This window comes from Marinomonas phaeophyticola (assembly GCF_026966905.1).
Taxonomy (GTDB): Bacteria; Pseudomonadota; Gammaproteobacteria; order Pseudomonadales; family Marinomonadaceae; genus Marinomonas; species Marinomonas phaeophyticola.
This window is the reverse complement of the sequence record NZ_JAPUBN010000019.1, coordinates 252,707-277,291: the sequence shown is the minus strand read 5'-3', so window position 1 is coordinate 277,291 and position 24,585 is coordinate 252,707. Positions and strand designations below refer to the sequence as shown.

At 39.3% G+C, this 24,585-nt stretch carries 25 protein-coding genes and 1 tRNA gene; 13 read left to right on the top strand and 13 right to left on the bottom strand.

Going from position 1 to position 24,585, the window contains the following annotated elements:
• Window positions 1–132: 132 nt before the first annotated feature.
• Window positions 133–1,020 carry a LysR family transcriptional regulator gene (locus tag O1D97_RS15435; RefSeq protein WP_269127027.1) on the bottom strand — a complete coding sequence of 296 codons (888 nt, stop codon included), beginning with the start codon at window positions 1,018–1,020 and terminating at the stop codon, window positions 133–135.
• A 135-nt stretch (window positions 1,021–1,155) separates the two neighbouring features.
• Between O1D97_RS15435 and O1D97_RS15430 the strand changes: the two genes are divergently transcribed.
• Complete coding sequence (locus O1D97_RS15430) at window positions 1,156–1,899, top strand: SDR family oxidoreductase (protein ID WP_269127025.1); 744 nt, start codon at window positions 1,156–1,158, stop codon at window positions 1,897–1,899.
• A gap of 219 nt (window positions 1,900–2,118) precedes the next feature.
• Here O1D97_RS15430 and O1D97_RS15425 read toward each other — a convergent pair whose 3' ends face one another.
• From O1D97_RS15425 to O1D97_RS15405, 5 genes are all read right to left on the bottom strand, one after another.
• Window positions 2,119–3,018, bottom strand: a complete 900-nt coding sequence (locus O1D97_RS15425) for an amidohydrolase family protein (protein ID WP_269127023.1) — start codon at window positions 3,016–3,018, stop codon at window positions 2,119–2,121.
• 73 nt (window positions 3,019–3,091) lie between these two features.
• Window positions 3,092–3,790, bottom strand: coding sequence for a FadR/GntR family transcriptional regulator (locus tag O1D97_RS15420; RefSeq protein WP_269127021.1), 699 nt, complete (start codon window positions 3,788–3,790; stop codon window positions 3,092–3,094).
• A gap of 85 nt (window positions 3,791–3,875) precedes the next feature.
• Window positions 3,876–4,832, bottom strand: coding sequence for an ABC transporter permease (locus O1D97_RS15415; protein WP_269127019.1), 957 nt, complete (start codon window positions 4,830–4,832; stop codon window positions 3,876–3,878).
• 26 nt (window positions 4,833–4,858) lie between these two features.
• A complete protein-coding gene (locus O1D97_RS15410) occupies window positions 4,859–6,346 on the bottom strand; it encodes a sugar ABC transporter ATP-binding protein (RefSeq protein WP_269127017.1) in 1,488 nt (495 codons plus the stop codon).
• A gap of 65 nt (window positions 6,347–6,411) precedes the next feature.
• A complete protein-coding gene (locus O1D97_RS15405) occupies window positions 6,412–7,365 on the bottom strand; it encodes a substrate-binding domain-containing protein (RefSeq protein WP_269127015.1) in 954 nt (317 codons plus the stop codon).
• 350 nt (window positions 7,366–7,715) lie between these two features.
• On the opposite strand from O1D97_RS15405, the gene O1D97_RS15400 reads away from it, so the two are divergent.
• Genes O1D97_RS15400 through O1D97_RS15360 form a run of 9 tightly spaced genes read left to right on the top strand, consistent with a single transcriptional unit; the run spans window position 7,716 to window position 14,699 of the window.
• Complete coding sequence (locus O1D97_RS15400) at window positions 7,716–8,177, top strand: MaoC family dehydratase (protein ID WP_269127013.1); 462 nt, start codon at window positions 7,716–7,718, stop codon at window positions 8,175–8,177.
• Window positions 8,174–9,295: a CaiB/BaiF CoA transferase family protein gene (locus O1D97_RS15395; RefSeq protein WP_269127011.1), complete on the top strand. Its 1,122-nt coding sequence runs from the start codon at window positions 8,174–8,176 to the stop codon at window positions 9,293–9,295. The genes O1D97_RS15400 and O1D97_RS15395 overlap by 4 nt, the downstream gene beginning before the upstream one ends.
• A 12-nt stretch (window positions 9,296–9,307) precedes the next feature.
• On the top strand, window positions 9,308–10,375 hold the full coding sequence (locus O1D97_RS15390) for a CaiB/BaiF CoA transferase family protein (RefSeq protein WP_269127009.1): 1,068 nt from the start codon (window positions 9,308–9,310) through the stop codon (window positions 10,373–10,375).
• A gap of 10 nt (window positions 10,376–10,385) precedes the next feature.
• A complete protein-coding gene (locus tag O1D97_RS15385) occupies window positions 10,386–11,480 on the top strand; it encodes a Gfo/Idh/MocA family protein (RefSeq protein ID WP_269127007.1) in 1,095 nt (364 codons plus the stop codon).
• Window positions 11,465–12,583 carry an ABC transporter substrate-binding protein gene (locus tag O1D97_RS15380; RefSeq protein WP_269127005.1) on the top strand — a complete coding sequence of 373 codons (1,119 nt, stop codon included), beginning with the start codon at window positions 11,465–11,467 and terminating at the stop codon, window positions 12,581–12,583. The genes O1D97_RS15385 and O1D97_RS15380 overlap by 16 nt, the downstream gene beginning before the upstream one ends.
• 7 nt (window positions 12,584–12,590) lie before the next feature.
• A complete protein-coding gene (locus tag O1D97_RS15375; protein ID WP_269127003.1) occupies window positions 12,591–13,322 on the top strand; it encodes an SDR family NAD(P)-dependent oxidoreductase in 732 nt (243 codons plus the stop codon).
• 11 nt (window positions 13,323–13,333) lie between these two features.
• Window positions 13,334–14,152, top strand: a complete 819-nt coding sequence (locus O1D97_RS15370; protein WP_269127001.1) for a zinc-dependent alcohol dehydrogenase — start codon at window positions 13,334–13,336, stop codon at window positions 14,150–14,152.
• Between the two features lie 8 nt (window positions 14,153–14,160).
• The gene (locus O1D97_RS15365; RefSeq protein WP_269126999.1) at window positions 14,161–14,358 is read left to right on the top strand and encodes a hypothetical protein; all 198 of its coding nucleotides are present in this window, start codon (window positions 14,161–14,163) and stop codon (window positions 14,356–14,358) included.
• Between the two features lie 17 nt (window positions 14,359–14,375).
• On the top strand, window positions 14,376–14,699 hold the full coding sequence (locus tag O1D97_RS15360) for an L-rhamnose mutarotase (RefSeq protein WP_269126997.1): 324 nt from the start codon (window positions 14,376–14,378) through the stop codon (window positions 14,697–14,699).
• A 223-nt stretch (window positions 14,700–14,922) separates the two neighbouring features.
• Here the strand turns inward: O1D97_RS15360 and O1D97_RS15355 are convergent, their stop codons facing one another.
• From O1D97_RS15355 to O1D97_RS15335, 5 genes are all read right to left on the bottom strand, one after another.
• Window positions 14,923–15,333, bottom strand: a complete 411-nt coding sequence (locus O1D97_RS15355) for a GNAT family N-acetyltransferase (RefSeq protein WP_269126996.1) — start codon at window positions 15,331–15,333, stop codon at window positions 14,923–14,925.
• A gap of 102 nt (window positions 15,334–15,435) precedes the next feature.
• Window positions 15,436–17,364 (bottom strand): molecular chaperone HtpG, encoded by a 1,929-nt coding sequence (htpG, locus tag O1D97_RS15350; RefSeq protein WP_269126995.1) that lies wholly within the window; start codon window positions 17,362–17,364, stop codon window positions 15,436–15,438.
• Window positions 17,365–17,555: 191 nt separating this feature from the next.
• Entirely contained in the window at window positions 17,556–17,930 is a 375-nt protein-coding gene (locus tag O1D97_RS15345; protein WP_269126994.1) for an O-methyltransferase, read from the bottom strand.
• Window positions 17,921–18,256: a class I SAM-dependent methyltransferase gene (locus tag O1D97_RS15340; protein WP_269126993.1), complete on the bottom strand. Its 336-nt coding sequence runs from the start codon at window positions 18,254–18,256 to the stop codon at window positions 17,921–17,923. The genes O1D97_RS15345 and O1D97_RS15340 overlap by 10 nt, the downstream gene beginning before the upstream one ends.
• Window positions 18,246–18,977 carry a DUF599 domain-containing protein gene (locus tag O1D97_RS15335; RefSeq protein WP_269126991.1) on the bottom strand — a complete coding sequence of 244 codons (732 nt, stop codon included), beginning with the start codon at window positions 18,975–18,977 and terminating at the stop codon, window positions 18,246–18,248. The genes O1D97_RS15340 and O1D97_RS15335 overlap by 11 nt, the downstream gene beginning before the upstream one ends.
• Window positions 18,978–19,152: 175 nt before the next feature.
• Between O1D97_RS15335 and O1D97_RS15330 the strand changes: the two genes are divergently transcribed.
• The 3 genes from O1D97_RS15330 to O1D97_RS15320 all read left to right on the top strand — a co-directional run bounded on the left by O1D97_RS15330 (window position 19,153) and on the right by O1D97_RS15320 (window position 21,515).
• A tRNA-Leu gene (locus O1D97_RS15330) sits at window positions 19,153–19,237 on the top strand.
• A gap of 250 nt (window positions 19,238–19,487) precedes the next feature.
• Window positions 19,488–20,918 (top strand): sensor domain-containing diguanylate cyclase, encoded by a 1,431-nt coding sequence (locus tag O1D97_RS15325; RefSeq protein WP_269126989.1) that lies wholly within the window; start codon window positions 19,488–19,490, stop codon window positions 20,916–20,918.
• A gap of 81 nt (window positions 20,919–20,999) precedes the next feature.
• Window positions 21,000–21,515, top strand: coding sequence for an NUDIX hydrolase (locus O1D97_RS15320; protein WP_269126987.1), 516 nt, complete (start codon window positions 21,000–21,002; stop codon window positions 21,513–21,515).
• A gap of 73 nt (window positions 21,516–21,588) precedes the next feature.
• On the opposite strand, the gene pyrC is transcribed toward O1D97_RS15320, so the two are convergent.
• Together pyrC and O1D97_RS15310 are read right to left on the bottom strand one after the other, a co-directional pair.
• Window positions 21,589–22,623, bottom strand: a complete 1,035-nt coding sequence (gene pyrC / locus O1D97_RS15315) for a dihydroorotase (RefSeq protein WP_269126985.1) — start codon at window positions 22,621–22,623, stop codon at window positions 21,589–21,591.
• A 7-nt stretch (window positions 22,624–22,630) separates the two neighbouring features.
• On the bottom strand, window positions 22,631–24,493 hold the full coding sequence (locus O1D97_RS15310; RefSeq protein WP_269126983.1) for an LTA synthase family protein: 1,863 nt from the start codon (window positions 24,491–24,493) through the stop codon (window positions 22,631–22,633).
• Between the last annotated feature and the right edge of the window lie 92 nt (window positions 24,494–24,585).

Below are 24,585 nucleotides of genomic sequence, written 5' to 3'. Positions count from 1 at the left end.
AGGATAGATTTAGTTAGAGATAAAATACGGGGATTTTTCTAAGCCAGTAACTGGCAACATCGCTTATTTGGCCTTGATCACAACTGGGCGTCCATGATTACGATGATGAAGAAAAGATAAGCGGAGGAGGAATCAGATATCAGCGAACCTTTTCTGTAACCAATCAAGAAAAACACGGACCCTTGCAGAGATGTGTCGATTCTGAGGATAGAGGACAGAAACGGGCATTGTCGGTACAAGAAATTCTTCTAGAATGGATATTAAGTGACCGTCATTTAAGGCTTTTTCAACCCGATAACGTGGAACTTGAACTAATCCTAAACCCGATAAAGCCGCGTCCGTATATAGATCCGCTCCAGTAACAGAGACAGTGGAAGCTAACGTTATTGTCTTTAATTCTCCGGCAATTATGAAGTCAAGAGCCGTATCTAAACCAGTAGACGTCGATAAGTAGGCAACTACCTTATGGTGTTTTAAACATTCCAATGTTGTTGGAACACCATAGTTTTCTAGATAATCTGGACTAGCAACCGTGACCTGCTCCAGATGGGTCAATGGCTTTGCTATTAAATTAGAATCCTGTAAATGACCTGCCCTTAGTACACAGTCAACCCCCTCTTTCACCAAGTCAATCAAACGGTCGTCTTCGGCGATGTGTAAAGTAATATCAGGGTAATGAGAGACAAAGTTTTGAATAGCCGGCATAACAAAAAACTTCGCCAAAGTTCCTTGTAAGTTGACCCTCAACATCCCCTTGGGAGATGAATCTTGAAATGCACTGTCGGCTTCCTCTAAGTCTTCTAAGATCTGTAAACAACGAATATAGTAACGCTTACCTTCTGGGGTCATTTTTACTTGACGCGTTGTTCGTTCCAGTAAACGAACACCCAGTCTCTGCTCTAAGCGCTTTATCAAATTAGATACGGTTGCTCTAGGTATCTGTAAATCTTCCGCGGCTTGTGAAAAACGACCACATTGGGCTATACGGACAAAAACCTGCATTTCTTGAAAACGATCCATAACCGCAATCTCAGCACCTAATTGTTAATGTAATTGGAATTGTTATGTCAAATATACTGAGATTATCTTTTTAATGAAACAAAGTATTCTTTTCCATGCGTTTTATTCAGAAGCTTTTTATTAGAGGAATCAATTATGTCTACACAATCACCAACAAGAGTTGCCTTAATTACTGGTGGATCAAGTGGTATTGGTGCCAGTATTACACGATATTTAGCAGAAGACGGGGTTACCGTAGCCATTAATTACAGATCGAATTCTCATAAAGCCGATTTATTGGTGAGTCAGTTGATAAGCGAAGGGAAAAACGCTTTTGCCGTCAGAGCAGACGTCTCTCAGGTAAATGAGGTCAAAGCCATGTTTGATCAAATAGAAAGCCGATTTGGTCGCATTGATATTCTGGTAAACAGTGCTGGCATCTTAGAGACTCAGGCTTTAGTCGATACGTCTGACGAATTGTTTATAAAACACTTTGCTACCAATACACAAGGTGTCTTCAATACACTTAGAGAAGCAGGAACTCGACTTAATAAAAATGGTCGCATTATTAATTTATCAAGTACCAGCCTAGCACTCAATCTACCAGGCTATGCTATTTACAACGGTACAAAAGCCGCTGTAGAAGCTTTCACTAAAGGGTTTTCCAAAGAATTAAAAGGCACTGGCATCACGGTGAATGCGGTGGCTCCGGGGCCAGTTGCCACAGAACTATTCTTAGAGGGAAAAAGTGAAGCGCTCATTCAACAATTTGCCAATATGCCACCTTTAGAACGCCTGGGACAACCAAATGATATTGCTCAGATTGTTGCTTTCTTAGCTAGCCCAGCCGGCGAGTGGATCAATGGACAAATAATACGTACTAATGGCGGTATTGTGTAATAGCACTGCCATTTATACGCGTTGTTTGACAGTTAAGTTAGACAATTGCTTCTAATAAGCAGGACTCAAGCCAGAATTAAGTGTCATGTTTGTAGTAAAGAGCGTGTTTTTGTAAATGCGTTCTTCTTTAGAAGGCTCACAAGCAATGAGTCATCCTGGAGTTATGCAAAACCCCATGGCTGATTTTATACTATTGCATTTAAAACGAGCAAACACACACTAGAAGTCATATATTTTACGGGCATTAGTTCTTAATATGGCATCCTGTTCAAATTGAGAAAGCGATGACATACTGCCTAGCAAATGATTGAATACATGATCGTACCGACAGAACATTCGATCTGTTGGAAAATTAGATGAGAACATTAATCTCTGCGGGCCAAATGCATTTAGCAATACATCAAAAATATGATTCGATTCTTCCTTTCCCCAATGAGGGATCATGGTTCCTAAACCACCAATTTTACAGGTAACATTTTCCATTTTCGATAAGTTAGCCATACTCCTTTCCCATGCGTTCATAGCCGCATCTTCGTAAGTAGGCATACCTGAATGCTCGAGTACAATTTGAATGTTTGGATACTTCTTTGCTAACAGGATAACGTCTGCGATTTGGTGTGAAAAACACATTAAATCGAAGCGCAGCCCATATTTTTCTAGAAGAGCATAATTAGCCAGCCAGTTTGAGTTATGGAGATACTCTTGATTCGCCCAGCAATACTCAGGGTTGCCGTCGATATAATTCAACATGTGTCGAATACCGCGAACATGAGGGTAATCAGCATGCTGTTCAAGCTGTTTTTCAACCGTTTTCTCACTTAGATTAGCGAAGCCAACGATAGCCATATCAGGCATATCCGTTTTATGTTGAACAAGCTCTTCCAGCCATTGCGTTTCACGTATTGTAGAATTGAGATCAATACTGGCTTGAATATGCACGACGGCTTCAATATCAACCATGCAAGCATCGGCTTGTAAATGCTCAATAAGATATGTTTGCGCTATAGATTCAAGCGCCGGCGATTCCTTCGCGGTTAATTGCTCATTGGACAACCATGGGTAATGATTTTGTTCCAGATCCCACAGGTGGATATGGGCATCGGTGATTTTTATACTCATTCAAAATACCTTACTAGACATGCATTACATTAAACATGAAAGGCCATGCTTAAATAATCACCCTTCCAGGTTATCATTTTATGGTGAGATAGAATTCTCGTGATTTTTTAAAGAAGGATTTTAATGCTTTCTTTACTTCATTTTCGTCATTTAATTTAAAAGCCTGAAAAACCTTATTCCGTGTTTGTAAACTTAATACCATTGCATCAGGCACTCTTAATAGTTTTTCAGAGCTTTCTTTCCTTAAGTCTCCTAATGAAAGTGACAGCGCTTTATATAATGGGTTAAGTGTCATCGAAGCCAAGTACAAATCAAAGTCTTCAAGAGCTTTTATATAATCGGTGTAACTCTTACGGCTAGCATCATTCAGCAAATTGAATTTTTTTTCTAAAACATCAAGATGAGAAACATTACAATTTTTAAAGGCTTTCAAGGCAATTTCCGTTTCAATTAGCTCCCGAACCTCAAATACATCTTCAAAGCTAGCAACCGTATCCTTGAACATAGATATGGCTAGGTTACTTGAACTTTCTTGTTTTCGATCAGCTACATAACTTCCATCACCCGCTTTAATATCAATTAAACCAAGTAAAGCCAATGCTCGAAGCGCCTCCCGAACGCGCCCTCTTGTCACGCCCATTTGAGTCGTTAATGCACGTTCTGTTGGTAATTTATCACCTGGTTTTAGTTCACCAGAATAAATAAGATCAGAAATTTGCTGTATAATTTTTTCAGAGAGCGTTTCTTTTTCTACTTGCTTAATAACTGGCATTTTTCCACCAAATGTCACAACTGAATGTATAAAAACTAATTTGATGAAGGTTATCATTAAAGAATGACAACCTTCATCAATATAATTATTTTTTAATACTATTTAATATTACGGCTAACAAAATAACTAAACCTTTCACAACTTGTTGCATGTAAGGGGATACATCCAAAAGTACCATACCATTACTTAATACCCCAACGAAGATCACCCCTAAAAAAGTACGAGTCAATCTGCCCTGGCCACCAAACATGCTAGTTCCACCAATAATGACGGCTGCAATAACATCTAACTCCCACCCTAAGCCTAGCTCAGGTGAACCAGCCATTAAACGAGAAGAGACAACGATTCCAGCAAAGCCACTTAATGCCGCTATTATAGAGAAAGTAATCACTTTTACTCGCTCAACATTAATACCAGACAAACGCGCGGCCTCTGCGTTTCCCCCAATCGCATATATAGCTCGTCCAAAAGCAGTGCGATGCATAACCAGTATACCGATAGCAAAAATAACTAACATATAAAGGATAGGTAACGGAATTCCAAACAATGATCCACTGCCAATGACTTTAAATGCCTGAGGCATACCACTTACTGTAAACCCCCCTGTCATTGTGTAAGTAATACCTCGAATCAAAGTCATCGTTGCCAATGTAACAAGGAATGCATGTAAATTAAAAAAGGCGGTCACCCAACCATTTAATGTTCCCCAAAGACCACTTAAAAAAACGGCAATAATAACAGAAGGAAATATTGGAATTCCCATTTTCATTAGTAAGGCATTTACAACGGCACCAAAAGCAACAATAGAACCTATACTCAAATCTATCTGAGCAAGTACAATAATCATTGTCATGCCAACTGCGATCATTCCGTGAAAAGAAACCTGCCTTAATACATTTAAGATATTAGGAACGGTTAAAAACTTATCTGACATTATTGTTAAGATGACAACTAATACCACCATAATCATCATCAAAATGTTATCGGCTAGAAAACGAATGATTTTTTGATTATCAGCTACCGAATTAGATAATTTACTCATTTAAATACACCTATGGAACAGTTTGTTTATTGGGTTGCATATTCAAGGATATCTTCTTGAGAGACATCGACATTTTCAATATTCGCAGTTAACTTCCCCGCGGACATAACCAAAATTCGAGAGCATAAATCCAGTATCTCTGGAATTTCTGAGGATATAACAATAACGGCCAACCCCTTTTCAGCAGATTCTTTTATCAAGGTATAAATTTGTGATTTGGCACCAACATCAATACCTCGTGTAGGCTCATCTAAAATCAAGATATTTGGATTTGTCGCCATCCATTTCGCAACAACAATTTTTTGTTGATTACCACCACTGAGCCGACGAACAACTTGATTTGAACCAGAGCACTTAATATCGTAGTTTTGAATGCTACTCGTAGAGTGGTGATCAATTTTTGATTTCGATAGAAATAACTTTCGCTTTAAACGCTCTAGTACAGTCACGGCTAAGTTATCAGAAATACTTGCATCCATAATCAGACCTTCTTCTCGTCGATCTTCGGTTACGAATGCTATTCCGTATTTTTTAGCTATCATAGGACTTGAAATAGTGACCACGTTTTCTTGGATTTTCACCTCTCCAGTGGATTCCTTATCAAGCCCAAACAGTGCTCTTGCCACTTCTGTACGACCTGCCCCAGCCAACCCAGTCAAACCTAAGACCTCTCCGCTTTTCACTTCAAATGAAACGTCTTGAAACTTCCCCGGAGAGCTTAGTTTACTCACCTGAATCGCTATGCTGCCTTGCTTTACACGAATAGGGTCGCTTTTTGAAACACTTTTTCCTACCATATGCTTAATAATGGTTGATTTAGAGGCCTCTTCGATAGGAAGACTGATCACATTTTTACCATCCCTATAGATGGTCACCTCATCGACAATTTGCGGAAATTCTTCTAGTCGATGGGAGACATAAACAACAGCGACGCCGTCATTCTTCAACTTGCGAATTACTTTAAATAAAACCTGCACCTCTTTATCAGACAATGCCGCTGTTGGCTCATCCAAAATCAACACTTTTGCATTGTGTGATAAGGATTTAGCAATTTCCACGACTTGGCGTTGAGATACAGACAGGTCTTGAACCACAGCATCAGGACTTATATCTGATTCAAGAAAAAGAAGAATCTCTTCAACTTTCGCTTTACATTTTTTCCAATTAACGGTGCCTATAGAGGTTTTTTCCAAACGCCCCAAATACACATTTTCAGTTACCGTCAAGGTGTTAACAAGGCTAAACTCCTGATATACAGCACAAATCCCTTTGCTATTTGCAAACATTGGAGTCGACATATTCACTTCAATGTCTTCTAAGAAAATTTCTCCCGAATCCTTAGTATACGCGCCAGTAATAATTTTAATTAATGTGCTCTTCCCTGCTCCATTTGCGCCAATTAGAGCATGGACAGATCCCTTTGCAACATTTAATGAAACGTTTTTTAAGACAGCAACACCTGCAAAAGACTTGCAGATATTTCGTGCACTTAGAGCTAACTCAATGTCTTGCATCTCTATCACCCATAAAATTTAAAGAAAGTCACAGCTTCTAATTAAAGAAGCTGTGATCGAAGACTTTATTTCAAGTAATCTCGACTTTCGTTATATTCTTTTAAGGATTGTTTATCGTTTGAATGGTACGTTTTCAATGGCACGAGAACTTCGGAATCCGTCTGTCCAGCCTTAGCGACATCGACCGCTCGATAAATAGATTGGCGTCCGATTTCATAAGGCTGCTGAGTAGTAACGGCTAATAGAAAAGAGTTATCATTTTCCATGTAACGAGCAACATCTAAACTCATATCCGTTCCCATTAGCATAGGTTTATTATCTTGTTTTGAATCTATAGCGGCATAAGCCCCTAACATAGACGTTAAATTCCACGCCCAGACTAAATTCACATCAGGGTTCGCTTCTAAAATATTCTCAGTTACCGTAAGACCTAACTCAACATATTCAGCGTCTTGATTCGCTACAATTTTCACGCCAGGCAAGGCTTTGACTTGATCTAGAAAACCATTCACTCTTTCCAGACCAACAGAGTATTTATGCGTGCCAATAACGGCTAAGTTTGCTTTTCCGTCCATTTCATTTTTAATGTACTCAACGGCTACTTCACCGGTTTTCTTCCCTAGATCATAATTATTAACGCCCACAAAATACTTAGATTTTGGTGAGTTAACCTTTGAGTTCCATGTTATAACTGGAATACCTGCATCCACAGCCCTTTCAAAAGCCGCAATAGAAGATTCATCATTTAATGGAGATAATGTGATCGCATCAACTTGCCTAGCAATGAAATTATCAATCAAAGACGCTTCTTTACTTAAGTCGCCGTTTGAATCAACAATTCTCACTTTAACATCCAACTCTTCTCCCGCGGCTTCCATTCCATGTATAACTTCAGACATCCATTCACCACGAGTATCAAGAAGAATAGCGCCTACCTCAAGCTTAGCTGCATGAGACAACATCGTTGTCGATGCAAGCGCTGCGGCTAATATTAGTTTAGTAAATTTATATTTTTGCATTTGATTGATTCCTACTTTGTGCAGCACCCATCCGAACAAAACAAATAAAAAACGCTTACTTGTTAAGATATAAAATGGATTCCATTATTTTTATTTTGACCGACACCAGAAAACTGGTAGCACCACAATACCAAGAATCTTTTTTTGATTGCAACCAATTTTTAAAAAAATCATAACCGAAAATAATAAACTCTCAATAAAAAATAAAAAATGTCATTAAAAATCAAATACTTAATGATTAAAGTTAAATTTTAATTACAATAAATGAAAAAATTATAGATTTTTTTATAGAGAAAAATATAAGTTATTGGTATCTTGGTAGTACCAATTTTGATCGGAGTAAATAAACAATGTCTCTAACAAAGTTTTTTGAAGACTATCATTTGAACTATGAGCGCACATCGACAGGCAGAACCATTACCGATGCTGACATCGTTTTACATGCAGGACAAACAGGGGATTTTTACCCTCATCACATGGACGAGGACTGGTGTAAAACACAGCCTTTCGGGTCTCGCATTGCTCATGGAACCTTAACCTTCTCTGTAGGCATAGGGTTAGGAGCAGGTGAACTCAACCCTGAAGCCATGACATATGGATATGAGAGACTGCGCTTCCCAAACCCTGTCTTTATTAATGACACACTCAAAACAACGATCACCATCGTAAATAAATACGACCATGAAAAATCACCTAACACAAAAGGCATCGTGGTAGAACGCGTCATAACACGAAAAGGCAATGGTGATGTCGTCTTAGTGTGCGACCACTTATTACTTGTAAACAAAAACAATCCCCAGGACACATTATGAGCAAACCTCTTGAAGGCATTACTGTTTTAGACTTTAGCCAATTCATGGCTGGCCCTCTTGCCGCATTGCGATTGGCCGATTTAGGCGCTCACGTAATAAAAATTGAACGCCCTGATGGCGGAGATCCAGCACGCAAGCTGGCCATTTCAAACATGTTTCATAATGGCAGCTCGGTAACATTTAACTCTATAAACAGAGGAAAGGACAGCGTAGCTCTAAATTTAAAGAATCCTGATGATTTACAATCGGCGAAGGAACTGATTAAAAATGCGGATGTGTTGATTGAAAATTTTCGACCAGGAATCATGGATCGATTAGGTTTAGATTATCAATCAACACTATCAATTAACCCTGGTATTGTGTATGGGAGCGTTTCTGGATACGGAAACATTGCATCATTAAAAAACAAACCTGGGCAAGATTTACTAGTGCAAGCCATGTCAGGTGTCATGCACCTCTCAGGAAACCGTAACGATCCTCCTATGCCATTCGGGTTGGCTATTGCGGATATGTATACAGCCAATCATTTGGTTCAAGGCATATTAGCGGCATTAATTCAGCGAGGCAGAACAATGAAAGGAAGTAAAGTAGAGGTCAGCTTATTAGAGTCGACTCTAGATTTACAATTTGAAGTGCTAACCGCTTTCTTTAATGATGGACAACAACTTCCTATACGATCCATGGCATACAACGCCCATGCATACTTAGGAGCGCCTTATGGTATTTATGAAACAGAGAATGGTCACTTAGCACTTGCGATGGGGTCCATTATCAAGCTAGGAGAACTCATTGGGTTAAACGCCCTACAAGAGTTCATCTGTGAAGAATCTTGGTTTAATGAACGCGATAAGATCAAAGAATTGATAGGTGCTCATTTAAAGAAACAAAAGACACAATTTTGGTTAGAAAAATTAGAACCAGCTGATTTTTGGTGTGCAGAAGTATTGGATTGGGGAGAGCTAAATAAAAGAGGCGTGTTTGAAGAGCTTGGTATTACTCAGATTGTAGGTGATGACAAGCATGGTTTTTTAACCACGACACGCTGCCCAATTCGTTTTGACGGACAAATATTAACCAATAATAAACCGGCACCAAATCTAGGTGAAACTCAAAAGTAGAGGCAGAAGGTTATGGAAACAACACCATCAGAAAATAAACCTCTATCCGGCATATTAGTTGTAGACCTTAGCCAATTTTTAGCGGGTCCATTAGCAACAAAAATTTTAGCGGATCTCGGGGCCACCGTTATAAAAGTAGAGAGAGCTGGAGTTGGAGACTTAACCCGTCGCCTTTATAGAATAACCAATAACAATACGAATATTTTGTTTGAAGCGATTAATCGAAATAAATATGGAATTGAAATTGATTTAAAATCTGAGGAAGGCAAAACCACACTCAAAAAACTCATAAAAAAGTGTGATGTTCTTATTCAAAATTTCCGCCCAAAAGTACTGGAAAAATTAGGTTTCGGAATCTCTACATTAAAAAAGCTTAACCCCAGCTTAATTTATGGATCAATCAGTGGTTACGGGCCTTTAAAACGCTATGACACTAAGCCAGGACAGGATTTGTTAGTCCAAGCACTATCTGGGTCATGCTTTCATGGCTTACGCAATCAGCGAGGCAAACCCGTTCCAGTAGGGTTAGCTATTGCAGATATGTCCGCAGGAAACTGTCTTGCTCAAGGGGTTTTGGCCGCCTTAATACAAAGGCAAAAAGATTCATCGTTTAGATTGGTTGAAACTAGCTTAATGGAATCTCTTTTAGATGTTTACAACCTTGAAGTGACCGCGGTGCTAAACAATATGATTCCAGAAGAAAATAGAATCTTTAAAGAATATCAGCTTTTTCATAATAACCAGCATTGGGTGGCGGTGTTCAGTGACAATACCATCCATGATCAGTGGTTTGGTGGTCATCCTAAACAGGCTCCGGAAGATATGATGAATAAGGACTTTGAAAGATATTTAAAGGCGAGCCGTACGATTCATTCTGTAACTATCTCTCCAGTTCAAAGCTGGCTCGAGCTAATAGAGCGAGATATTTTTGATGACCTTGACATGCTACACGACGTTCCAAGCAGTTTAGGAGAACATATTACCACTACTCAGCTTCCTATCCGCTTTAATGGACAAAGATTAACATCAAACAAAGGCGCGCCTTCTTTAGGAGAGCATGACGCCAACTATTTTCTCTAAGGAAAAATATATGATTGATATAGATTATCACCCAAAAACACCTAGAGATAAATCTTTAGGAATAGGCATTATTGGCGCTGGCGAAATTGTTTCAGAAGCGCACCTACCTGCATACGAAATGGCTGGTTACAATGTGGTTGGTATCTACAACCGCTCAAAAGAACGCTCACAACAAGTGGCTCAAAGGTTCAATATTCCAACGGTTTACGATTCAATAGATGATTTATTAGCCGATCCCAAGGTAGATGTTGTCGATATAGCATTACCTGTTGAAATGCAATCCGATATAGTTCAAAAAATTGCTATTGCAGGAAAGCACTTTCTCTGCCAAAAACCATTAGGCACGGACCTTAATGACGCAAAAAAAATCGCTGATCTAGCAACATCATACAACATTAAGGGTGCCGTAAACCATCAGATGAGATGGGCTCCTAGTATTCAATATGTTAAACAATTGGTAAAAAGAAACCTTCTAGGCGACTTATTAGACACAAACATTTCCGTTAATGTTTTTACAAACTGGGAAAATTGGCCTTGGATCACTGAAATCCCTCGTCTAGAAGTAATGTATCACAGCATTCATTACCTTGACGCTCTTAGATACATTTGCGGAATGCCAAAGCATGTTTATGCAGAAAGCGCAAAATGGCCTGGTCAAGTTGCAGCAGGAGAAAGCCGGACCATGATTCATTTACGATGGAATGAAGACCATTGGGGTGGTGTTCGAGACAACCACAATAATATTTCACCAGACATGGAAGACTGGTGGGCTACATTTCGATTTGAGGGCTCGAAAGGAACAGCAAAAGGAACAAATGGCGCGCTCTACAATTATCCAAATGGAACCAACGATACCCTTTCTTTCTTTAGTGAAGATATTGATAAAAGCACATGGATTACTCCGTCTCTTCAAGGAACATGGTTTCCGGATGCATTTATAGGAAGTATGGGCGAACTCTTATCTGCGATTGAAGAAGACAGAGAACCGGAAAATAGCGTCCAAGATGGCGTTGAAACCATCCGCCTAGTTGAAGCCGTTTATACTTCTATGCATGAGCAAAGAAAAATACAATTAGTGGGGGATCAGTCATGTCCGAACGAATAAAACTAAAAGGCATCACATGGAACCATCCTCGCGGTCTTGACTGTCTTATAGCGGCATCAAATGAGTACGCTAAGCAAACCGACGTCGATATTGAATGGAAGGTTCGTACGTTACAAGAGTTTGCCGATGCATCTATTTCCGAATTAGCAAAAAAATACGATTTTATTATTTTAGACCACCCCCATGTCGGCCAAGTTGCGCTAAATGGGTGCCTACTCCCCTTACCAGACAATGCAGACTTAGCAAACAACTCGATCGGAGGATCTCACGAGAGTTATATATATAATGGGATATCGTGGGCATATGCGGTTGATGCCGCTTGCCAAGTTGCAGTGTATCGACCGGATCTTAAGCTTCCTATACCCAAACAATGGAAAGATTTTTTTGCATCTGATGCTCGTTCTTATAAGTCCATTACTCCACTAAAACCAGTGGATGCCTTTGATGCACTATTGACCTTATTGGCAAGTTTGAATGAAACCTTTCCTGCGGCTCAAGGTGTCTTCTTTGATCCGCAGAAAACAGCATCATGCTTAAGCCTACTTCGTCGATTATATCAGCTCTCCCCTCCGGAAGCGGTAGACTGGAACCCAATAGATGTATTGGATTTATTGTCAACAACCAATGATTTTGCCTACTCTCCCTGTCTATTTGGGTATGTAAACTACATCAGACCGGGGTTCCGCGATAACACTCTCTCCTATTTGGATCTGCCTACTTTTGATAACAGCAATATTCGCCGGTCCATCTTAGGTGGTGCAGGCGTTGCCGTCTCAGCCCAAACCTCGCATCCTGATGACGCGATAAAATTTGCCACATGGATTTCATCAGAGCCAATCCAATCATCCATTTATTTACAAAATGAAGGTCAGCCAGCGCACTTGGGGTCATGGAATAAATTAAAAACCGACAAGTTATATCATCATTTTTTCAACGGGGTATATAACACCATGAGTAACGCTTGGACTCGCCCTCGTGACGAATGGTTTCTCGGCTTTGTGGATGACGTTTGCCTTATTTTCCCGGATTTTTTTAGGAACAACATTGAATGTGACACCTTTGTTGCTCATTTAAACTCTTTATATTTAAAACATTACAAGTGAGAAGAAAATGCCCAATGTACTCATTACTGGCGGAAATAAAGGCCTAGGTTTTATACAAACAAAAAAATTTCTCGACATGGGGTTTACCGTCTTTGTGGTAGCAAGAACCTTAGGAGATCTAGCCCAGTTGAGTCAAAAAATGGACTCTGGTGATCTGGTTTTTATTGAACATGACTTATCTGGCTGGCAAGACACATCTTATCTCGATAAAGTTTTTGAAAAGACCCAAGATATATCTGCCTTAATCAACAATGCTGGTGTTCACTTAAAGAAACCAGCGTGGGAAATAGAGGACATTGAATTAGATAACATCCTAAATATTAATGTTAAATCCGTAATCAAAGCATGCGGTAGATATGTTGAACTTCAAAAAGACCGTGGCGGATCTATTATTAATATATCGTCAATGGCGGGACTGATCGCGTTACCAAACTCGGCCGCTTACGTCACATCAAAAACGGCTGTTATCGGACTGACAAGAAGTATTGCTGTTGATGCGGCATTATTCGGCATCCGCTGCAATGCCGTTTGCCCAGGATTTATAGCCACAGATATGACCGATGCGATCCTAAAAAAAGATCCAGAAAGACGTGAAAAAATTCTTGGACGCATTCCAACCAGAAAATTTGGAACCGCTCAAAATGTCGCAGATGCCTGTTATTTCTTAGCATCTCCAGAGTCCACTTACATTAACGGAGTAGCTCTTCCTGTTGATGCTGGCTATTCAATCGGTTTTTAAGGATTTATTCAATGACTGCTATCACCTCTAAACTCACTCAAGCTAAAACACTCTCCGTTTCTAAAGCCGAGATTCCTTCAGACATTCCGGAAGGGTATGTACTCATAAAAATTGATGTTGCCGGTATATGCGGAACCGATATGCATTATTTCAATCATTTTGAAAATGCCGGTTTTAAATTAAATCGAGCCTTAACTCTTGGTCACGAAGCTTGTGGACAAATTCAAGACCCTAACGGTTCTTCATTTAAAATGGGACAACTCGTTGCACTAAACCCCATAATCGCATGTGGAGGATGCAGCTATTGCCTAGCAGGAAAAGAGAATTTTTGCTTACAGAAAAAATTCCCAGGATCTGCACTCACACTTCCTCATATAGACGGCTTCTTTCAATCCCATATTGTGTTTCCAGCAAAATGCTGCATCCCGGTAAAAGAAACAACAAAAGCAAAGCATTTGGCTTTTGCCGAACCATTAGGCTGCTCTCTCCACTCGGTCAACCAAGCCAACATAAACGCATCAGACAACGTTCTAGTGACAGGTTGCGGCCCTATGGGGTTACTTGCCATTGTGGCTGCGCTTTCTAAAGGAGCCACTGTCACCTGCCTAGATTTAAAACCCGAGTCGGTCGCATTAGGGGTTAAGTTAGGCGCCAAAAATGGGCTCATCATTGATCAATTTGAATCGTCAGATTACCTAGATAAGTTTGATGCAATCATTGAAGCGAGCGGCTCGATACATGCCTTTAATTTTGCATTAGAGTCAGTAAAAAAAGGGGGGCAATTTCAATTCTATCTAATATGCAGACATCCAATACACCAGCTAACTTAAATAAAATCATGCTTAAAGAAATCCAGGTAATTGGTTCATTTCAATTTAATACTGAATTTACTCAAGCAATCTCAGTCATTGAAAGCAACCTATTTGATTTTGACCTGCTGATCGCTAAACAATATAGCTTAAATAATATTGATGATGCTTTTACACTAGCAACAAGTGGAAAAGCAATCGGAAAGGTTCAAGTAATAATACCTTAAGATTAAAAGGAGGGTTTATGAAAAGATATGGTCAAACCATTCGCATAAAGAAAGAGTATCTTGAACTGTATGTCAAAGAACACGCTGCCGTATGGCCTGGTGTATTAGCACAAATTAAAAAGTCTAATATCCAGAATTACTCAATTTTTTTACATGAAGACATTCTCTTCTCCTATTTTGAGTACACTGGAGACAATTTCACCACAGATATGAAAGCGATGGCACAAGACCCTGAAACCATCAAATGGTGGGAGTATATGAAACCTATGCAGGAGCAATGGCCAGAAACGCCTCAAGAAGAATGGTGGTTAAATATGAAAGAGGTTTTTCATATAGACTAACCAAGTGTCTGCAGATTATTTTAAATTATTTACCTTAATCAGCAAATCTAAAACCGCTACGATCATAAGTGGCGGTTTTGATTTAGCAAGTTATATTGTAGGTCTGAAGTCACTACTGACACATTTTAGTAATCTATTGTTTCAAACATAAGCCAATTTCTAGCATAGTTCATCAAAGGTATTCATAGCTTTCCTTAAACAGTTCAATTTTTCCAATCAAATATTAGGAAAGTCTTGTGACCATCTTATAGTAAGGAATATCGGATTTATAAAAGCGGTCACCTTCGGGGGTTAATCCAAACTTTTGATAAAAGGCTTTCGCACTTTCACGGGCGTCACACCAAAAATGAGTGGCTCCAGATTGCCGTAAAAGCGGCATTATCGATTCCAGCATAAAACGCCCTGCCCCTTGTCCTTGATAGGCTGGCAATGTGGCAAACTTACGCAGGCGGACAGTCGTACCCTCTTGATAAAATGAACCGACACAAATGAGCGACTCTTGCTTCATTACACCGTAATGGCGTGCGCTTGCATCCCCCTTAACTTCAGAGAAAGACATCGGCTTTTGAGGCCAGAGAACTCGCTGTCGAATGGGTAAAACATCCTCAACGGTTAGTTCAACAAGTGTAAACATAATATTCCTAACTAGAGAGATCAGAATTCGTCATCGTTATAATCAAAAAAACCGCCACTATCACTAGAGGCGGTTTTTATCAGTCAATTCATAGAAGCTGTTTTACTGACTTAGCTGAACAATCAACTTATTCATACGACTAACAAAGGTCGCTGGATCTTCAAGTTGACCACCTTCAGACAAGGTCGCTTGTTCAAACAGTAACCAAGCCATATCTGTGAAACGCTCTTCATCAGATTCAACATCCATTTTAACAACAATTGGATGCTCTGGGTTGATCTCTAAGCTAGGCTTAGACTCTGGCAATTGCTGACCCGCTTGCTCAAGCAAACGACGCATTTGCAGACCCATATCGTATTCACCTACAACCAGACACGCTGGAGAAGAGGTTAAGCGATCAGTGGTTTTCACTGCGGTTACTTTCTCTTTTAATACTTCTGTCATGCGATCTAACAGAGGTTTCATTTTCTCAGCTTGTTCTTCTTTTGCCTTTTTCGCTTCTTCAGAACTGTCTTCTTCTAAATCAAGTTTGCCTTTAGTGACATCTTGGAAAGATTTGCCATCAAACTCTTGCAGTGAAGACATCATCCATTCATCAATGCGATCACTTAGCAATAAAACTTCAAAACCTTTCTTACGCAAGATCTCTAAATGAGGGCTGTTTTTCGCTGTATTATGATTTTCAGCATAGATGTAGTAAATCTTATCTTGCCCTTCAGGCATACGTTCAATGTAGTTAGCCAAAGAATGTGTTTGCTCTGGTGCATCGTCTTTCGTTGTACTAAAGCGCAATAGACCAGCAATCTTATCTTTGTTACCCATATCATCTGCTGGGCCTTCTTTGATAACATTACCAAATTCATCCCAAAATGCTTGATACTGCTCAGGCTCATTTTTAGACATTTTAGTTAACATGTCTAAAACACGCTTAGTCAAGGCAGAGCGCATAGAATCAACCGCACTGTCGTTCTGCAGAATTTCACGTGATACGTTCAAAGATAAATCATTTGAATCCACAACACCTTTAACGAAACGCATGTAAGGCGGCAAGAACGCTTCCGCTTCATCCATGATAAAGACACGCTGTACGTACAATTTCAAACCACGCTGCATATCACGATTCCAAAGATCGTAAGGTGCTTTTGAAGGAATGTACAACAGGCTAGTGTATTCTAATTTACCTTCAACCTTGTTATGAGACCATTTCAACGGATCTTGGAAGTCATGGGAAACGTGCTTGTAGAACTCTTTGTATTCTTCTTCAGTCACGTCATTACGACCACGCGTCCAAAGTGCTTTCGCTGAGTTCACCGCTTCGAATTCTGGCGCTTTGTTTTCGTCAACAGGCTTTGGATTGCCTTCTTCATCCATTTCAGGATAAACCACTTTTTCCATTTCAACAGGAATGGAAATATGGTCAGAATACTTAGTGATTAACGTACGTAGACGGTGATTTTCTGCGAATTCAAGTTCTTCCGCTTTCAAATGCAACGTAATGCGAGTACCACGAGTTTCTTTTTCGATGTTTTCAATTGTGAATTCACCAGAACCATCAGAAACCCAGCGAACCGCTTCATTTGTCGCTGCACCAGCATAACGGGTTTCTACTGCGACAGAATCCGCAACGATGAAAGCAGAATAAAAACCTACACCAAATTGACCGATCAATTGGCTGTCTTTTTTCTCATCACCACTTAATTTTTCAAGGAAAGACGCGGTACCAGACTTAGCAATAGTACCTAGGTTGGCAATTGCATCTTCGCGTGTCATACCGATACCATTATCATCAATGACAATGGTCTTAGCTTCTTTATCAAATTCAACACGAATGCGTAAGTTTGGATCTTGAGCAAGCAAATCGGCATTAGATACGGCTTCAAAACGTAATTTATCAACCGCGTCTGATGAGTTGGAAATTAGCTCACGTAGGAAAATTTCTTTATTAGAATACAAAGAATGGATCATCAAATGAAGAAGTTGTTTCACTTCTGTTTGAAAGCCTAACGTTTCTTTTTGTGTATCAGTTGCCATGTTACAAAGTGCTCCTCTAAAATGGCAGATCACTCAAAAAAGTGACCCTTGTAAGTTCTAACGAGTACTCACTAGGTAATGCCATTAAAAGGAATTTCAAGAGAAAGAAACCTAAAAAACACAACAAATACTGAAATTAATACGAAAGAATCACTCTTGATTTTTCGTTTTCGGTATTTTTACCGGCTTCCTTATTTTTTTCTAATGAGAGTTAATCCATCACCAATAGACAATAACGAGACATCTACCTCTTGGTCTTGATGAATTAAGGTATTCAACTGTCGAACAATATGAGTGTCCTTATCATTAAAAGACTCATCCGCCACATTGCCCCACCAGAGGGTGTTGTCTATCGCAATACATCCTCCACTTTTTAGCAACCGTTTACACTGTTGGTAATATTCAATCAAGTTGGCTTTATCTGCATCGATAAAAATAAAATCAAATGTCCCTTTCTCAAATTCAATCAAAGGTACTAAAGACTCGAGTGCTTTCCCACAGATCGTCTGCACTTGATTGTTTAAGCCCGCTTCCTCTATGTATCGATTGGCGATGTCTAGCCACATCTGTTTTTTTCTAACGCAATCAGCTTAGCGTCTGTCGTCATCGCTTGTGCAATAGATAAGGTGCTATAGCCTGTAAAAACCCCAATTTCTAATAATTTCTTCGGAGCTAATAACTTGACCATCAAAGACAAGAATTGCCCCACTTCAGGGGATAGCTGCATTCTGGCCATATGATACTGGGCCGTCTCTTTACGTAATTGCGTCAGTAGATCCGATTCCCTAACAGAATGATCTACTAAATATTGATATAAAGCATCATTCATTTGGACTGTACGATTTTTAGGGGGCAAATCCTCTGGCACCTGAGCAGGAAAATTAGGAAGCATGTTCTTTGATAACCAATCCACGATTTAAAGTTTTAAAAGTCTTCGAGCGAAATTCTCGGCGGTATAATACTAAAACCACACACAAACTGCTCGCCATACAAAAATAAGGTCCAATAAACCAGCCACAAAATGCCATAGCAAAATAGTATGCACGTAACCCGTAATTAAATTGATTGGCCGCTAAAGAGCAGACTTTGGCCATGTGCAAAGCGTAGTACTCCCTTTCTTCATCTGTGGTGCCCACTTCCGATGCCAAAGGTGCGCTACCCACTAAAACGGAGCAAAAGTTGTACTGCCTAACAGACCAAGTAAAGGTAAAAAATGCGTAGGCAAAAATAACCACTAACATAATAATTTTTAATTCCCATTCATGGGAACTGTTCGGAGCCAGTATATAAAATTCAGAAATAACGTCTATGGCCTTTTCGGAATAATTAAACGCCGTAAACAAACCCGCAATTATGATCAACGAGCTTGATGCAAAAAATAAACTACTGCGCTCTAAATTCGCCATAACGGATGTATCTGCAATCCGATTATCTCGTTTTAACAATCGGCTCATCCATGCAATACGATATTGATGCAGCACACTAACCAAGCAAGCTTTTCGACGTGAGTTATATTGAGCGTACCAAGCATATCCCCACCAACATGTGAGAAAGAAAATCAATGTGTATACATTAACCGTATTTAGCATAAATAAATTCGACAACATGATCATATACTAAAGTCCAACATCCCGAGCAGATTAATGATGGATTATTTAAACATGTTCCCCTTTCTATGTCTTATTTTCATTGTTGATTTATATGAATGACATAGACAAATCTATCTAATCTATGAAAAAAACATTTGCTATTAGCTAAAAAACAAGTATTATTTCGCCACCTAATTTTGCGGATGTGGTGGAATTGGTAGACACGCTGGATTTAGGTTCCAGTGCTTCACGGCGTGAGAGTTCGAGTCTCTCCATCCGCACCATACACTAGGTTCTCGATAACCTAAAAAAACCCAGACATACTTTATTATGATAAGGTTGTTTGGTTTTTTATATCTAGAGCTCCCAATAGCCTAACTACAGGGCATACAAGCACAGAAAAAACGGCTATCCACATTACATTAACAGGTTAAAATACCCCTTTATTTTTGCCCCATACTAAGAAAACAACTTGTATTCGAGTGCTATTCATTCAAAATAGTCTTCCTTCTTATTATCTGAGACAATTTGTTAATGATTAAAGAACAAAAGCATTTTAGTATTCTTCTCGCCATTCTATTACTGTCCGGTTTTTTCGTAACAAGCTGGCTTAGCTATCAGGCGGCACACAGCTCTATTGAAGCTCAAATATCAAAAGATTCCCTTCCCTTAACAAGCAATAATATTTACTCCGAGATCCAACACGATTTATTTAAGCCTATTTTTATTTCATCCCTAATGGCTCAAGACACCTTTGTCCGTGACTGGAAACTGAATGGTGAAAATGACCCCCAGCAAGTCATCAAATATTTGAAAGAGATCCAAACTAAATACAACACAGTCACCAGTTATTTTGTCAGTAATGCCAGCCATAATTACTATCACCCCAACGGCAAGCTAAAAGTGGTTACCCGTGATGACCCTTTAGACCGCTGGTACTTTAGTTTCAGAAACACCCCATCCCAACAAACGTATGAAATAAACATAGATCACGATACCGCTAAGCCATCAAAAATGACGGTTTTTGTTAATTATAAAGTGATGGACTATGAAGGCAATTTCATTGGAGTGACCGGTGTCGGGCTAGCGTTGGATATGGTAAAAAACCTAATAACGAGTTATCAAAAACGCTATCAACGCACGGTTTATTTTACGGATATTTCAGGAAACATAACGCTTCACGGTGAAAGCTTTAATAATGATAAGAACCTTAATGAACACATTAATAACCCTGTAATTGTAGAGAAGATTTTATCCACTAAATCCAGTTCAGGTCACTATTTGGACCAGAATAAGAAAGTCTTTTTAAACAGCCGCTTTATTGATGAATTCAATTGGTACCTCATTGTAGAGCAAGATGCTTTGTCAACAGAGAACGATCTAACCAACACATTTAAAGTAAATCTCCTATTAAGCGTATTAGTAACAGTAGCCGTATTATTAATTGCTCATATCACCTTTAATCGCCATCAGAAAAACTTGCTGTATATGGCAAGTACAGACAAACTTTCCGGCCTACTTAATCGACAAGCCTTTGAACCTATTATCAAAAACTATATGGAACAAAGCGACAAACAAAACACCAAGCTATCCTTGATGCTACTAGATATCGATCACTTCAAAAAAGTCAATGACACCTATGGTCACTTAACAGGTGATAAAATCATTCAGCATGTTTCTGAAATATGCACCTCTCATTTAAAAAAGGGCGACACCATTTGTCGTTGGGGAGGTGAAGAGTTTATTATAGCCCTCTCAAACACGTCTATAAATGACGCGGTAGACACTGCATTAAATATACAAAGAAGCTTAAGCAGGAGCTCCATCGAACCAAAAATCACCATGAGTTTTGGTATCACAACGTATCGCCCTAAGGAGCAGCTAGATGACTTTTTACTTAGAACCGATGATGCGTTATATCAAGCAAAAGACAATGGTAGAAATGGCATTCAAACCACTCTCTAATTATTTTTAATTCAGATTCTCTCACTTTACCCATTTACTATGGGGGTAGATCAAATCCAACATATTTATTAGGTTTGCTTAATGCGATTATTAAGATCCTCAACACACAAAGGTATTACCGATTTATCTGGGTCTATGTTTACCCGCAAAGCCGCAAGAGGCATTATCCTTGATGGCGAGAACATTTTACTGTTATACACGCAAAGGTATCACGACTATACCTTACCTGGCGGAGGTATCGATGAGGGTGAAAACCATATCGATGGCTTAGTCAGAGAACTAGAAGAAGAAACAGGTGCGCACAATGTCAGTAACATTCGTGAGTTTGGCTTGTACGAGGAGTATCGACCTTGGCACAAAGAGGATTTCGATATTGTCCATATGATGTCCTACTGCTATGTTTGTGATATAGACAACGACCTAAAAGCCACTAAATTAGAACAATATGAAATACAAAACGGCATGACACCTGTATGGAAAAATATTCATCAAGCCATTGCCCATAACGAAGAAACGCTCTCAAAAAGCCCTAAAAAAGGCCTTTCAATAGAAAGAGAAACGTTTTTACTCAAACGGATTGTTGAAGAACTTTTATAGAGGCGCTTTTGTTGAAAATAATTAAATTAAATGACATTACTGACCCACAGAAGTAGGCCAGTAAGTCTTAGAATCAGGACTCTAATTTCCAGGAAACTGACTGTCCTGCAAAGAAAGGCACGATTAGATCTCCATCGGGCAAGATAATACTCTCTGGTACGACCCAAGATTCTTTTACTAAGGTCACAGTTTCGGTATTACGAGGCAGCCCATAGAAATCCGCACCATGAGTACTCGCAAAACCTTCTAGTTTGTCTAAGGCACCCAATTCATCAAACACTTGCGTGTAGAGCTCTAGAGCAGACCATGCACTGTAACAACCAGCACAACCACAGTCAGACTCTTTTCTATGCTTTGCATGCGGAGCAGAATCGGTACCTAAAAAGAATTTATTAGAACCCGATGCAACAACAGCACGAAGCGCTTCTTGATGAGACTGACGCTTTAAAATAGGCAAGCAATAATTATGAGGACGAATACCACCATCTAACATATCGTTTCGATTAAGCAATAAATGCTGAGGTGTAATTGTTGCCGCCACACCATCTCTTGAGGACAAAACAAACTCAGCGGCATCCGCTGTCGTAATATGTTCAAATACGACTTTCAGTTGAGGCACTCTTTCAACAATTTTAACCATATGTTGATCAATAAATTCTTTTTCACGATCAAATATATCAATGTGCTTTTGAGTAACCTCTCCATGAATTAGCAGCAACATACCCTGTTCAGCCAAGGCCTCAAAGACAGGATACAAGGCGTCTAATGAATTTACTCCAGAGTCAGAGTTTGTAGTGGCGCCAGCAGGGTACATTTTTGCCGCTACCGCTCCTGCGGCTTTCGCTTCTTGAATATCTTTAACTGTTGTTTTATCCGTAAGATAAATCGTCATTAATGGAGTGAATGTAGAACCTTGAGGTATAGCCGATAAGATTCTTTGACGATATTGAGCAACCAACTCACCGGTTGTCACTGGAGGCACCAAATTTGGCATAACGACAGCACGTGCAAAGCAACGAGCCGTAGCCGGTACCGTTTCTTGCAACATACCGCCATCTCTAAAATGTAAATGCCAATCATCTGGTTTTAATATCGTAATTTGTGTCATTCTCTGCCTATTGAGTTGTGTTTGTTAAATGCGGGTAATGGTCATTATCAATTAAACCATTGGTATAAAGTTGAACATATGCATTGATACGCTTCCTTAAAACCTCTTCACTTTGTTTCTTCTTAGAAGCGGATTTTTCCATAAAAGTACTTGGAAGTGTTCCTTCTTGATATATTGGCAATCCATCAAATGTAAGCTTAATATATTGACTATTTAACATTAACCAATAGGCACCTTCCTCCCGAATTATCGCCTCATCATAGGAAGTTGCTCTTAGCAAAGATCGGCCAAAAGGCATTAATTTGTCTCGCTCAGGCAAATCAAGATAATCAATAACCGTGGCAGGTATATCAATTTGTTGCGCGATTTCATTTACCACTTGAGGCTTAACATGACCCTGAGGATGATATAAAACGATAGGGATTTGATGCCTGCCAGTAGGTGTCGCAAAACGTGTGTCAAAATTATCTGAAGTGTGGTCTGCCGTAATAATAAACAAAGTATTATCAAACCAAGCTTTTGTTTTTGCTGTTTCAAAGAATTTTTTTAATGCAATGTCCGTATACTGAACCACCTTATGCATTGGTATTTCACCATCCTTAATAATAGATTCATATTGCTTAGGCAATGTATAAGGAGTATGAGAGCTAATAGTAAACACTCCAGCAAGGAAAGGTGTTTTTATTTCATCTAACTTGTCAGCAGTAAACTGTAAAAACGGCTCATCAAAAATCCCCCACTGACCATCAAAATCACTTGTATTAGGGTATTCATCAACACCGTAATACTGATCAAAACCTAAACGATACGTTGTGTCATCGAAATACATACTTCCGTTATTCGCCCCATGGAAAAATGCCGTTTTATAGCCATGATTTTTTAATATTTCACCCAGCCCGTAAATCTTATTTGATTGGTATGGAGATCGCATAAAGGCTTCAGGCATTAATGATGGTATTCCTGCAAATATTGAAGGGATCGCTTCAATAGAACGCCTCCCATTAGCAACACCGTATGGGAAAAAACGCCCTTGCTCAGACAACGATTCTAAAAATGGGGCATAGCTCTTTGAGCCATATGGAGGTCCAAAATACTCAAGTCCAAAACTCTCAAGTAAAATAACGACTACGTTCTGTGGTGTCTGGTTCGCCACTGTCTCTTTTTTGCCCTCTGATTTCTTTACCACATTATAGGCATCGAGGTTCGACCTATAGAAGGTCATCGGTTGCATATTACTGGTTGTTTCTCTCATCAGAGTAAAGGACGTATTCAACACAAGCGCACCCAACTCAGCTTTCGGCCAGCTATAAGCATTTAAACTTCGAATAGGCTTTGCCTGCAGCCCTCCTCGAGCCAAAAACACAGACCCCATCACCACGATAAGGCATACAAGGAGACAAGAACCTAAGTTTCCATCGATATCTAACATTCTATTTTTCATAGAAACTAGGATCGCTATGAAGGCCGATACAATAGTAACAATAACGAAAGCTAGCCACCAATATTCAATTAATAGCTGTGGTCCTTGCAGAGAAACATCCCTCATCATAGAGATTACTTCTAGACCACTTCGCCGACCTGTAAAGGGAAAGTAAACCGAGTCAATCAAATCGACAATCAATGCGAAAGAGTTCACTATCGCAAAATAGCAAAGCGTGAAATTTAGGGTAAATCGATTCCAATTCTTAAACCAAACAAAAACAAACAACAGTAATGCAAGGGGGGCATTCAGTAATGCGATTGAAGACGCATCGAATCGAACTCCATGAAGAAAGGCATAGATGATTGTTTCCCATTTTTGATTTAAAAAATGCCCATGATTAAGACCCCAAAACAATATTCGAGTTAAAAAATGAAATAACAGCAGCACAAAACTTCCCTTTAATAAAAAAAGAAAGGGAGATAAATTTATTTTATTTATAATTTGATTATCGGTCGTCATGTGTATATCACATCCTTGAA

Excerpts from the sequence above, each read along its gene's own strand:
- O1D97_RS15435 (WP_269127027.1), bottom strand. The coding sequence starts at position 1,020 with ATGGATCGTTTTCAAGAAATGCAGGTTTTTGTCCGTATAGCCCAATGT.
- O1D97_RS15430 (WP_269127025.1), top strand. The coding sequence starts at position 1,156 with ATGTCTACACAATCACCAACAAGAGTTGCCTTAATTACTGGTGGATCA.
- O1D97_RS15425 (WP_269127023.1), bottom strand. The coding sequence starts at position 3,018 with ATGAGTATAAAAATCACCGATGCCCATATCCACCTGTGGGATCTGGAA.
- O1D97_RS15420 (WP_269127021.1), bottom strand. The coding sequence starts at position 3,790 with ATGCCAGTTATTAAGCAAGTAGAAAAAGAAACGCTCTCTGAAAAAATT.
- O1D97_RS15415 (WP_269127019.1), bottom strand. The coding sequence starts at position 4,832 with ATGAGTAAATTATCTAATTCGGTAGCTGATAATCAAAAAATCATTCGT.
- O1D97_RS15410 (WP_269127017.1), bottom strand. The coding sequence starts at position 6,346 with ATGCAAGACATTGAGTTAGCTCTAAGTGCACGAAATATCTGCAAGTCT.
- O1D97_RS15405 (WP_269127015.1), bottom strand. The coding sequence starts at position 7,365 with ATGCAAAAATATAAATTTACTAAACTAATATTAGCCGCAGCGCTTGCA.
- O1D97_RS15400 (WP_269127013.1), top strand. The coding sequence starts at position 7,716 with ATGTCTCTAACAAAGTTTTTTGAAGACTATCATTTGAACTATGAGCGC.
- O1D97_RS15395 (WP_269127011.1), top strand. The coding sequence starts at position 8,174 with ATGAGCAAACCTCTTGAAGGCATTACTGTTTTAGACTTTAGCCAATTC.
- O1D97_RS15390 (WP_269127009.1), top strand. The coding sequence starts at position 9,308 with ATGGAAACAACACCATCAGAAAATAAACCTCTATCCGGCATATTAGTT.
- O1D97_RS15385 (WP_269127007.1), top strand. The coding sequence starts at position 10,386 with ATGATTGATATAGATTATCACCCAAAAACACCTAGAGATAAATCTTTA.
- O1D97_RS15380 (WP_269127005.1), top strand. The coding sequence starts at position 11,465 with ATGTCCGAACGAATAAAACTAAAAGGCATCACATGGAACCATCCTCGC.
- O1D97_RS15375 (WP_269127003.1), top strand. The coding sequence starts at position 12,591 with ATGCCCAATGTACTCATTACTGGCGGAAATAAAGGCCTAGGTTTTATA.
- O1D97_RS15370 (WP_269127001.1), top strand. The coding sequence starts at position 13,334 with ATGACTGCTATCACCTCTAAACTCACTCAAGCTAAAACACTCTCCGTT.
- O1D97_RS15365 (WP_269126999.1), top strand. The coding sequence starts at position 14,161 with ATGCTTAAAGAAATCCAGGTAATTGGTTCATTTCAATTTAATACTGAA.
- O1D97_RS15360 (WP_269126997.1), top strand. The coding sequence starts at position 14,376 with ATGAAAAGATATGGTCAAACCATTCGCATAAAGAAAGAGTATCTTGAA.
- O1D97_RS15355 (WP_269126996.1), bottom strand. The coding sequence starts at position 15,333 with ATGTTTACACTTGTTGAACTAACCGTTGAGGATGTTTTACCCATTCGA.
- htpG (WP_269126995.1), bottom strand. The coding sequence starts at position 17,364 with ATGGCAACTGATACACAAAAAGAAACGTTAGGCTTTCAAACAGAAGTG.
- O1D97_RS15345 (WP_269126994.1), bottom strand. The coding sequence starts at position 17,930 with ATGTGGCTAGACATCGCCAATCGATACATAGAGGAAGCGGGCTTAAAC.
- O1D97_RS15340 (WP_269126993.1), bottom strand. The coding sequence starts at position 18,256 with ATGCTTCCTAATTTTCCTGCTCAGGTGCCAGAGGATTTGCCCCCTAAA.
- O1D97_RS15335 (WP_269126991.1), bottom strand. The coding sequence starts at position 18,977 with ATGATCATGTTGTCGAATTTATTTATGCTAAATACGGTTAATGTATAC.
- O1D97_RS15325 (WP_269126989.1), top strand. The coding sequence starts at position 19,488 with ATGATTAAAGAACAAAAGCATTTTAGTATTCTTCTCGCCATTCTATTA.
- O1D97_RS15320 (WP_269126987.1), top strand. The coding sequence starts at position 21,000 with ATGCGATTATTAAGATCCTCAACACACAAAGGTATTACCGATTTATCT.
- pyrC (WP_269126985.1), bottom strand. The coding sequence starts at position 22,623 with ATGACACAAATTACGATATTAAAACCAGATGATTGGCATTTACATTTT.